At 65.4% G+C, this 8,791-nt stretch carries 9 protein-coding genes; 2 read left to right on the top strand and 7 right to left on the bottom strand.

Features of this window, described 5'->3' with window-relative positions:
- Positions 1-98: 98 nt before the first annotated feature.
- Together E3T40_RS10415 and E3T40_RS10410 are read left to right on the top strand one after the other, a co-directional pair.
- Positions 99-842, top strand: coding sequence for a glycerophosphodiester phosphodiesterase family protein (locus tag E3T40_RS10415; RefSeq protein ID WP_104194063.1), 744 nt, complete (start codon positions 99-101; stop codon positions 840-842).
- 90 nt (positions 843-932) lie between these two features.
- On the top strand, positions 933-1,298 hold the full coding sequence (locus tag E3T40_RS10410; protein ID WP_104102069.1) for an RNA polymerase-binding protein RbpA: 366 nt from the start codon (positions 933-935) through the stop codon (positions 1,296-1,298).
- 35 nt (positions 1,299-1,333) lie between these two features.
- On the opposite strand, the gene lnt is transcribed toward E3T40_RS10410, so the two are convergent.
- Genes lnt through E3T40_RS10375 form a run of 7 tightly spaced genes read right to left on the bottom strand, consistent with a single transcriptional unit; the run spans position 1,334 to position 8,766 of the window.
- Positions 1,334-2,878 carry an apolipoprotein N-acyltransferase gene (gene lnt / locus E3T40_RS10405; protein WP_104194062.1) on the bottom strand — a complete coding sequence of 515 codons (1,545 nt, stop codon included), beginning with the start codon at positions 2,876-2,878 and terminating at the stop codon, positions 1,334-1,336.
- 9 nt (positions 2,879-2,887) lie between these two features.
- Positions 2,888-5,341: an RNA helicase gene (locus tag E3T40_RS10400; RefSeq protein WP_104194061.1), complete on the bottom strand. Its 2,454-nt coding sequence runs from the start codon at positions 5,339-5,341 to the stop codon at positions 2,888-2,890.
- A 9-nt stretch (positions 5,342-5,350) separates the two neighbouring features.
- Complete coding sequence (gene tatC, locus E3T40_RS10395; protein ID WP_104194060.1) at positions 5,351-6,103, bottom strand: twin-arginine translocase subunit TatC; 753 nt, start codon at positions 6,101-6,103, stop codon at positions 5,351-5,353.
- A 47-nt stretch (positions 6,104-6,150) separates the two neighbouring features.
- Entirely contained in the window at positions 6,151-6,372 is a 222-nt protein-coding gene (tatA, locus tag E3T40_RS10390; RefSeq protein ID WP_104102079.1) for a twin-arginine translocase TatA/TatE family subunit, read from the bottom strand.
- Positions 6,365-6,709 (bottom strand): hypothetical protein, encoded by a 345-nt coding sequence (locus E3T40_RS10385; RefSeq protein ID WP_104169906.1) that lies wholly within the window; start codon positions 6,707-6,709, stop codon positions 6,365-6,367. Before E3T40_RS10385 ends, tatA begins: the two co-directional genes overlap by 8 nt.
- A gap of 3 nt (positions 6,710-6,712) precedes the next feature.
- The gene (locus tag E3T40_RS10380) at positions 6,713-7,708 is read right to left on the bottom strand and encodes a YafY family protein (RefSeq protein ID WP_104194059.1); all 996 of its coding nucleotides are present in this window, start codon (positions 7,706-7,708) and stop codon (positions 6,713-6,715) included.
- Positions 7,705-8,766 carry a YafY family protein gene (locus E3T40_RS10375; RefSeq protein WP_233199205.1) on the bottom strand — a complete coding sequence of 354 codons (1,062 nt, stop codon included), beginning with the start codon at positions 8,764-8,766 and terminating at the stop codon, positions 7,705-7,707. The genes E3T40_RS10380 and E3T40_RS10375 overlap by 4 nt, the downstream gene beginning before the upstream one ends.
- Positions 8,767-8,791: the final 25 nt, after the last annotated feature.

Below are 8,791 nucleotides of genomic sequence, written 5' to 3'. Positions count from 1 at the left end.
CGCCGACCGGGCAGGCCGCGCAGACCGGGCAGGCCGCGCAGACCGGGCAGGCCGGGCCGGCCGGCCGGCCCCCCGCCGTCCCGGAGGCGTAGGCGGCGATGTACCTCGAGGGGGTCGGGCCGCGCGTTTTCGCCCATCGCGGCCTCTCCCTTGATGCACCGGAGAACACCCTGCTGGCGTTCCGGCACGCGCTCGCGGCCGGCGCGACCCACATCGAGACGGATGTCCACGCCACGGACGACGGAATCGCCGTGCTCAGCCACGACGCTGAACACGATGTGGCCGGAACCCGCATCCGCCTCGACCAGCTCACCATGGGCGAGCTGCGCCGGGTCGGACTCGGTCAGGGGCAATCCTTCGCTTCCCTTCGCGAGGGACTTGACGTCTTCCCGGAGGCCCGGTTCAACATCGACGTCAAATCATTGGCCGCCGTCGAGGCCACGGCCGCGGCGATCCGGGACGCCGGCGCCATCGACCGGGTGCTGATCACCTCTTTCTCCGAGAACCGCCGTCGCCGCACGGCTGCGCTGCTCCCCGGGGTGGCCACATCGGCATCCGCGTCGGTCTTGATGCGCGCCGTTTTGGCTGCCGAACTGGGCCTTGCCGCTCCGGTGCGGCACTCCCTGAGGAGCTTTGCCGCCGTGCAGGTGCCGGAGTCGGTTCGTTTCCTTCGCATCCTCACTCCCCGCTTCATTCGCGGCATGCACGCGGCCGAGGTGGAGGTGCATGTCTGGACCATCAACGATGCGGAGTCCATGATCCGGCTCCTGGACCTCGGTGTCGACGGGATCGTCACCGACCGGTGCGACCTGGCCGTGGCGATCATCGCGGCGCGAGCCTGAGAGTTCGCTCCGAGAAGTCACATAACGGAAAGATAACGTCCAGCTTGATGGTTTATACCTAGAAGTCGTATCGCGAGAGGAGACCACACGATGGCGGATCGCAGTTTGCGTGGCATGAGGTTAGGCGCACAAAGCCTGCAAAGCGAAGAGGGCGTAACCTTTTCACCACGAGTTAGTCACACGTATCTGTGTGCGACGTGCGCACGGGAGACGGTCATGATCTTCTCGGCAGAGGCGGAAGCCCCTGACGAATGGGAATGTCGCTTCTGTTCACAGACAGCAACCCGGCTGGTTGACTCCAAACCGGTGATAGTGGACCATTCCGACGAGAAAGTACCGCGTACGCATTGGGACATGCTCCTAGAGCGACGCACCCGCGCCGAGCTCGAGGAACTCCTTGAGGAACGGCTGACGTTCCTGCGGGAGCGTCGCGGACAGCAGAAGATCGGCGCCTGATCGGCCCTTTCTCTCGCCGCCTGAACTGATCAGGATTACATGCTACGCGCCCGATTCCGTCGGGCGCGTAGCGCGTTAATGGAGCACAGTACAAACCCGGCGAGGCCGAGGCCGCACACCAGCCACTCGATTACCCGTCCCGCAGCCATCGCCGGGGTGACCGTGTCGCTCAGGGGAACTGACTGCACCATCGCTCCGGGCAGCCAGGTCGGCAGACTGTCGAGCGTGGCACCATCCGGCGTGATGATGGCGCTGGTGCCCACGGTGGAGATATTCACGACCGTGCGCCCGGCCTCGATGGCTCGGAGTCGCGCGATGGCCAACTGCTGCACGCTCTCGTCGGTGCGGCCGAAGTCGGCGTTGTTCGTCTGGGCAAGGATGATCTCGGCTTTGTCGTCGACCATTTCCTGAACGAGCTGGTCGTCGGCGATATCGAAGCAGATGGCGAGTCCCGCCACGATCCCGTTGATGTCGAAAACGTTGTCCCGGGTGCCGATGGAGTAGTCGCGCGCGACCAGGTCGATCAGCTCGGGAGCAAATGGCCGCCAGAACGCACGGTCCGGCATGTACTCCGCGAAGGGCACCGGATGCACCTTGTCGTAGATGTCGACGGCGCCCTCCCCCTCCTGCCACAGCAAAGAACTGTTGTAGATCTTGTTGTTCCGCTGCGTTATCGCTCCCGCGATGATCGGGACGCCCATCCGGCGGCTGAGGAAGTCCAGGTTCTTGGCGGCATCCGCTGAACGAAGGGGGTCGATGTCGCTGGCGTTCTCCGGCCATACGACGAAGTCGACCTCCTCGTCGATGACGGCCAAGGTCGCCGAAGTGTGGTCCGCCAGGATCTGCCCCGGTGAGTAGCGCGCGAACAGACCGGCATCCGATGCACCCTGGATGGCAGCCAGACGCACCTCCCCCGTCTGTACCGTCGGCCAGGCCGGTACGACCAATACGACCGCGATCGCCCCTGCGGCGATGCCTGAGCGCACGGTGAGTCGCACCGGGGTTTCGCGGAGCAACTGCAGAGCCAGGGCGCAGAGCCAGACCAGGACGAAGCTGAGCCCCGACATGCCGACCCAGGCCACCAGTGAATTGAACGGGCTCTCGGACTGGGAGATGGCCACCCTGCCCCAAGCGAATCCGCCATACGGCCATACCGAGGCGAGTGCTTCCCGCACCATCCACAGCCCAGCCACGACCACCGGCACCACGCCGAGGCGGCCCAGGCTGGTCGGCCACACCCGCGGCCCCGTTTCGAGCACGACACCGATCAGCGCCAGGCTGATGCAGAAGAATATGGTTTGCAAGCCGGCCAGTGCCAGCCAGGGCACAGGTCCGAGATAGAGCGTCAGCCAGCTGATGTGGATCAACCAGAACGCTGATCCGGCCACCAACCCGATGAGCAGGCCGGACCAGAAACCACGCCCCAGCAGGGCAAAGAGCATCAGGAAGATTCCGACCAGGGCCAGAATCCACCACGACCGATCGGGAAACCCGGCGTCCAGGATCGCGCCGGCCGCCGCGGCGAGCAGAATAGCGGCCGGCAACGGGAGGGCCAATGGCCGAAGGGTCCCCGAGATCACGTCATCAGCCTAGGCGACTGACGAGTAGGCCACGATCCCACGGCGGATCGCATCCATGGCCTTGCGAGCGGTGCGGCCGACGGGGTCGTCGGCCACGACCGAGAGCTGATCCAGAAGGTCGATGGTCTGCTTCGTCCAGCGCACGAAATCGCCCGCCGCCATCTCGGCCTCATCCAGGACGTCGATGAGCGAACCCGCTCGCGCCCACTTCCATATCGCCAGGCTGAGTCCCACCGCGAGGGGGTTGCTGCCGGGAAGCTTGTGATCGCGTTCGAGATCATCGAGGCGGCTCCACAACTCCTGGGTCTCGTGCAGGGCCTCGCGGAAGGCGCCCTTGGGCAGGTAGCGTTCGTCGATCAAACCCTCCTCGCGGCGGGGTTCGAAAACGAGAGCGCAGGCCATGGCGGCGAGACCCGCTGGGTCGAGGTCGTTCCACAGGCCCCGGCGCAGCGATTCCGCCACCAGGAGGTCACGGTCCGCGTAGATGCGCCGCAGGATCAGGCCGCTCGGGCTGAGCGTGACCGTGGCGTCGGGGTTCTCGAGGAGATAGCCGTAGCCCACGAGAACTTCGGTCACCCGGTCGAAGACGCGTGCGACGGCGCCGGTGCGTGTCGTAATCTGCTGGGTGAGGGTATCCGTGTCTCGCCTCAGCGTCCACCAGCGCTGTGCCCACCGTGCGTGCTGCTCGCGCTCAGGGCAGCTGTGGCACGGATGCTCGCGCATGCGCTTACGCAGGCTGCCGAGTTCGCGCTGGCGGCGCTCGCGCGCCGCACGGGCGCCGGTCTCCCCGGCCGCATTTTGGCGCTCGACGTCGGTGAGATTGCGACGGATGGCGGAGTATTCGGTGAAGTCGCCCAGGTGGCAGACCATGGACTGTGCGAACCCGGTCAGTGACTCCTCCTGTTGGCGCACTTTGCGTGCCAGGTCGACGACCGCCCGATCGGCCTGGAACTGGGCAAACGAGGACTCGAGGACCTCACGCGTGCGTTCCCGACCGAACTGGTCGATCAGGTTGACGGCCATGTTGTAGGTCGGTTTAAAGCTGGAATTGAGCGGGTAGGTGCGTCGAGACGCGAGTGACGCCACCGTCTGAGGGTCGAGTCCGGAAGCCCACTGGATCACCGAGTGGCCCTCGATGTCGATGCCGCGCCGCCCGGCCCGACCGGTCAGCTGGGTGTACTCCCCCGGGGTGACCGGCACTCTCGCCTCGCCGTTGAACTTCTCGAGCTTGTCGAGCACCACCGTACGGGCCGGCATGTTGATGCCGAGCGCCAGGGTTTCCGTGGCGAAGACGGCCTTCAGGAGCTTCTTCTGGAACAGCTCCTCAACGACCTCCTTGAACGCCGGAAGCAGCCCGGCGTGGTGGGCGGCGACACCCCGCTCGAGGCCGTCGAGCCACTCGAAGTAGCCGAGCACGCCGAGGTCTTCGTCGAGCAGCGTACGGCAGCGCTCGTCGACGATCTGCCGGATCTCCTCGCGCTCCTGAGCGTCGGTCAAGCGCACGCCGGCCCGCAGTACCTGGCGGACCGCCTGGTCGCAGCCGACTCGGCTGAAGATGAAGAAGATCGCCGGGAGCAGGTGTTTGCCCTCGAGCAGCCGCACGATCTCGGAGCGGTCCATCCGCCCCGGTTCGAAACCGCCACGCGGCTGGGTCCCCCGGCCGCGGTCGCGGTCGCCGCCCCGGCGTCCGTTCGCCGAGCGGACGCCGGGTGCGCGCCCGCCCGCCTGGGCCAGCCGCACCAGCTCCGGGTTCACCCGGTGGGTCCCGGCCAGGCCGGCCGCGTCAAAGAGGTCGAGCATTTTGCTCTTGACCAGCACATGTTGTTCGAGCGGAACCGGTCGCTCTTCGGAGACGATGACATCCGTTTCGCCGCGGACGGCCTGCAGCCAGTCGCCGAATTCTTCGGCGTTTGAGACCGTGGCGCTGAGCGAGACCAGACGTACGTCCTGGGGCAGATGGATGATGACCTCTTCCCAGACGGCACCGCGGAACCGGTCGGCCAGGAAGTGGACCTCGTCCAACACGACGAAGGCAAGGTTTGTGAGGAGGTCCGAATCGGCATAGAGCATGTTGCGCAGCACTTCGGTCGTCATGACCACGATGCGGGCCTGGGGGTTCACGTTCGTGTCGCCGGTGAGCAGGCCCACGGCATCCGCCCCGTATTCCGCGACGAGTTCCTGAAACTTTTGATTGCTCAGCGCCTTCATCGGGGCGGTGTAGAAGACCTTCTTCCGAGAGCTCTGCATTGCTAGGTAGATCGCGAACTCGGCGATCAGGGTTTTGCCGGCACCCGTGGGCGCGGCGACGAGCACGCTGTTACCGTCCTCGAGAGACGCGCAAGCGGCCAGCTGGAAGGGATCCAGTCCGAAGCGGAGCCCGGCGCGGAATGACTCCAGGCGGGGCCGGCCGGCGCGGGCTCGGGAGGCGGCATAACGTTCCGCGGGCGATTCAAGGTTGGTCATCGGATGCGCTCAGAGCGCTAACTCCTGTTCGAGGGAACGGGCGCGGCGGGCGTGACGTCGATCGTGGAGGAACGCGATTCCATAGGCGGCGAAGTAAAGCACGACCATAGGGATGGCAAGAAGGAACATCGAGATCACGTCGGCAGCGGGGGTGGCGATCGCGGTAAACAGCGTGATCAGCAGCACGGCGATCCGCCAGGATTTGATGATCGACTGAGCACTGATCACTCCGGCCAGGTTGAGCAGAACGATGAAGACGGGGAGCACGAAAGCCACACCGATCGCGATCATGAGCTTCAACACGAAGTCGAGGTAACTTTGCGCGACGATGAGAGCGGCGTCTTCCTTGGGTGCGAAACTCGTCATCAGTCCGACGATGTTCGGCAGAACGAACCATCCCGCGGCGCAGCCCGCCAGGAACAGCGGAATGGCGGTGAAGAGGAAGCCGAAGGTGTACTGCTTTTCGATGCGGGTGAGGCCGGGAACCAGGAACGCGAAGATCTGGAAGAGCCAGACCGGGCTGGACACGACGAGCCCCACGTAGAAGGCGATCTTCAACTTCAGGTCAAAGGCACTAGTGATGTCTGGGTAGTTCAGCTGAGCCGTGCGGTCCTGCGCCTCGATGATGGCGTAGATCGGCTCGCGCAGGGCGTCCCACACGAAATCGGACAGGAACCAGCCGACGATCGCACCAACCAGGATTCCTGCCGCAGCGAGGAAGAGACGCTTGCGCAGCTCGAGCAGATGTTGCCCCAGCGACATTTTTCCATCAGTGGCCGTGCGCCGAGGGATTCGCCCCGCCACGGGACTTACGATTTCGTCGTCGGGTCGGCTGTGCCGGCGGCCTTCGAAGAGTCGTCAGCGCTGCCGGTGGTTTCGGCGTCTTCTTTATCGCTCTTGATCTCGTTCTTGAAAATCTTCATGGACTGCCCGAGGCTGCGGGCGAGGCCGGGAAGCTTGGGCGCACCGAACAGAAGCAGAACGATGACGAGGATGATCAGGAAGTGCCATCCGGTCAGGTTGTTAAGCATCAGTATCTGTCCTTTGGGTCAATGGTCGAGTTATAAACAGTTTACCTCTGGCGATCAAGGAATCCCGCCGCCGCTGTCGACGTTGCGCCCGGTCACGCTGAACCAGTTCGAGAGCGCGGTAGAGGTCGGCGGGCTTTGTGAAGACGGCCGGTTGGAACCGGACCTGCGGCGGCATCTCCTGCCTCCGGGTGACGTCAGCGACAAGATCGCCGAGTTCTTGAAGGGCCTCCAGTGTGGCCATGACCTTCTTGAACAGGGCGAACCCGAACCAGGCCAGCATCGCGAGCAGGCCGAGCACCAGGCCGATCCAGATCAGTGCCCACGACCACCACGGCATCGTCTACTCCCCCACGTCTGTCGGTTCGGACTCGTCGTAGCGGGCCACGCCGGCGGCCGCCCACTCGCGCACGACCGCGCGCGCCTCGGCCGGGTCAACCACTTCCACGACTCCGGCGAGGCCGGTGACGAGGCGTTTGAGGCCGTGATAGTGAGCCACTTTGAGTGTCCTCCGCACGCGGTCCCCGTGTGCGCCGGGGGCGCCGTATGGTGCGTAGTCTGCGAGCAGCGGAACGGCAGACGTCGGGAGTTCAACCGTCACATCCTGGTCGGACGCGGAGCCCTCGAAGAGGGTCTCGGTCGGCACAGCATCGGCGGACCGGGGGTTGGTCGGCACGTCGGTCACGTGCAGATCGCTCATTCGGTCGAGGCGAAAGGTGCGGGCCGCTTCGCGGAGGTGGCACCAGCCGCGCAGGTACCAGTCCCGGTCCACAGACTGGATGCGCCACGGGTCGACCCGGCGCAGTTCATTCTCGCCGCGGGCATTCAGGTAGTCGAACTCGATCTGTACTCCGCCGCGGACCGCGGCTTGCACGACCGCGATGCTGCTGCGGGCATCCGTGCCGGAGACGGCAACTTGGCTGGGAGCCGCTGAGGCGCTGCGGGTGAGTTTCGCCATCAGCGACGCGATCGCGTCGACGTCGGCATTCTCCGGTAGCGACGACAGGTATTGCAGGCCGGCGATCAGCGCGGCGGCTTCTCGGGCGGAGAAGCGCGGCGAGTCGTCGATGGCCACGAGGTGGGTGAGCACGATGAGGTCGTTCGTTTCGAACTCTTCCCAATGGATATCGAACAGGTCGCCGTGCAGGTACTGGCGGGTTTCCCCGGGGATGCCGGAAACCGCGATGAGGTTGACCGCGTCGCGCACCCGGTCAGGCGACACCCCGAAGTGCTCGGCGACGTCGGTCACGCTGATGCGGTCATGGTCCATCAGGAAGGGAACCAGCGCCAGGAGGAAGGTCAGCTTGTCGGATGCTCCGAGTGCCGGACCGCTGTTCATTCGTCTGCCGCCGTCGTGGTGTCCGGGTGCGCATTCAGATCGAAATCGGTGTGGGCATCCCGCACGGTGATCAGGCGGGACCGGACCGCCGTGCGCAGGGCCGCGGGCGAGTGCACCAGAACCTCCGGGCCGTAGCCGGCGAGCTCGTCGGCGAACACGTTGAGATCGGTGAAGTTCAGGTGGAGAGCGGATGCGTCCGCGTTCGTTCGAATCTCTCCCGGGGCGTCTCGCTTCGACAGCCTCACCGCGGCATCGCTGCCCGGCCGGGCGGCGATCACGGCGATGTTGGCGGTCCACAGCGCCTCGAGCTCGCTGAGCGCTTCCTGCCCCTGACCGTCACCGTGCGCCACGAACGAGGCTCCGGGGACCGTCACCACCGGGCCCACGATCCGGGAGAGCAGGTACGTGCGGGTTGCCACAGCATCCTGGTCGGTACCGAACAGGTGCCATCGTCCGTCGTGCAATACCACGGCGCGGGGCTCGACCTGACGGCGGCGCGCCGCCGCCTCGCCGGGCTTCAGATAGAGGAATGCGACAACCTGACCGCGATCCATTGCCTTGCTGAGCGGTTCGAAGGACGCCTCCCGCACGCGCAGGGACGGCGAGTAACCGAGCACGGGATCGCTCGAGTCGATGCCCAGCGCATGCAGTTTCGTCATCGCACGCCTGGACTCCGAAGACAGGGAGCCCTCCCGCCAGACCGTCGCGGCAAGCTTGAGCAGCATGAGCTCGTCCGGGCTGAAAGTCACGTCCACCGGAAGCTCGTAGAGTCCCTTGGGGATGCGGTAGCGCAAATGGTGGTTGCTCCCGGGATCGTCCGGCGGCTCAACCACCTCGAGCGGAATGCCCAGTTCGCGGATGTCGTCTTTGTCTCGCTCGAACTGCCGCTCCAGGCTCGCGTTGTCGCCGCCGGGGAGGTAGCGCTGGCGGTACCCCTGCACGGTGGACAGAATATCGGCCTTGGTCAACCCGACTTCCGTTGCGATGAGCGCAAGTACCAGGCTGAACAGGCGTTCTTCTACCGAAACACGGCTGTTCTTTTCAATGGTGGACGGCACCCTGCGAGTCTATCCGCCGCTTGCA

It is taken from the genome of Cryobacterium sp. TMT1-19 (assembly GCF_004403055.1).
Taxonomy (GTDB): domain Bacteria; phylum Actinomycetota; class Actinomycetes; order Actinomycetales; family Microbacteriaceae; genus Cryobacterium; species Cryobacterium sandaracinum.
Note: the sequence above shows the minus strand (reverse complement) of the source record. Positions and strands in the feature narration are given on the sequence as shown.

What these genes read in the sequence shown, in the direction of transcription:
- E3T40_RS10415 (WP_104194063.1), top strand. Translation starts at nt 99, where the DNA reads ATGTACCTCGAGGGGGTCGGGCCGCGCGTTTTCGCCCATCGCGGCCTC.
- E3T40_RS10410 (WP_104102069.1), top strand. Translation starts at nt 933, where the DNA reads ATGGCGGATCGCAGTTTGCGTGGCATGAGGTTAGGCGCACAAAGCCTG.
- E3T40_RS10400 (WP_104194061.1), bottom strand. Translation starts at nt 5,341, where the DNA reads ATGACCAACCTTGAATCGCCCGCGGAACGTTATGCCGCCTCCCGAGCC.
- tatC (WP_104194060.1), bottom strand. Translation starts at nt 6,103, where the DNA reads ATGTCGCTGGGGCAACATCTGCTCGAGCTGCGCAAGCGTCTCTTCCTC.
- tatA (WP_104102079.1), bottom strand. Translation starts at nt 6,372, where the DNA reads ATGCTTAACAACCTGACCGGATGGCACTTCCTGATCATCCTCGTCATC.
- E3T40_RS10385 (WP_104169906.1), bottom strand. Translation starts at nt 6,709, where the DNA reads ATGCCGTGGTGGTCGTGGGCACTGATCTGGATCGGCCTGGTGCTCGGC.
- E3T40_RS10380 (WP_104194059.1), bottom strand. Translation starts at nt 7,708, where the DNA reads ATGAACAGCGGTCCGGCACTCGGAGCATCCGACAAGCTGACCTTCCTC.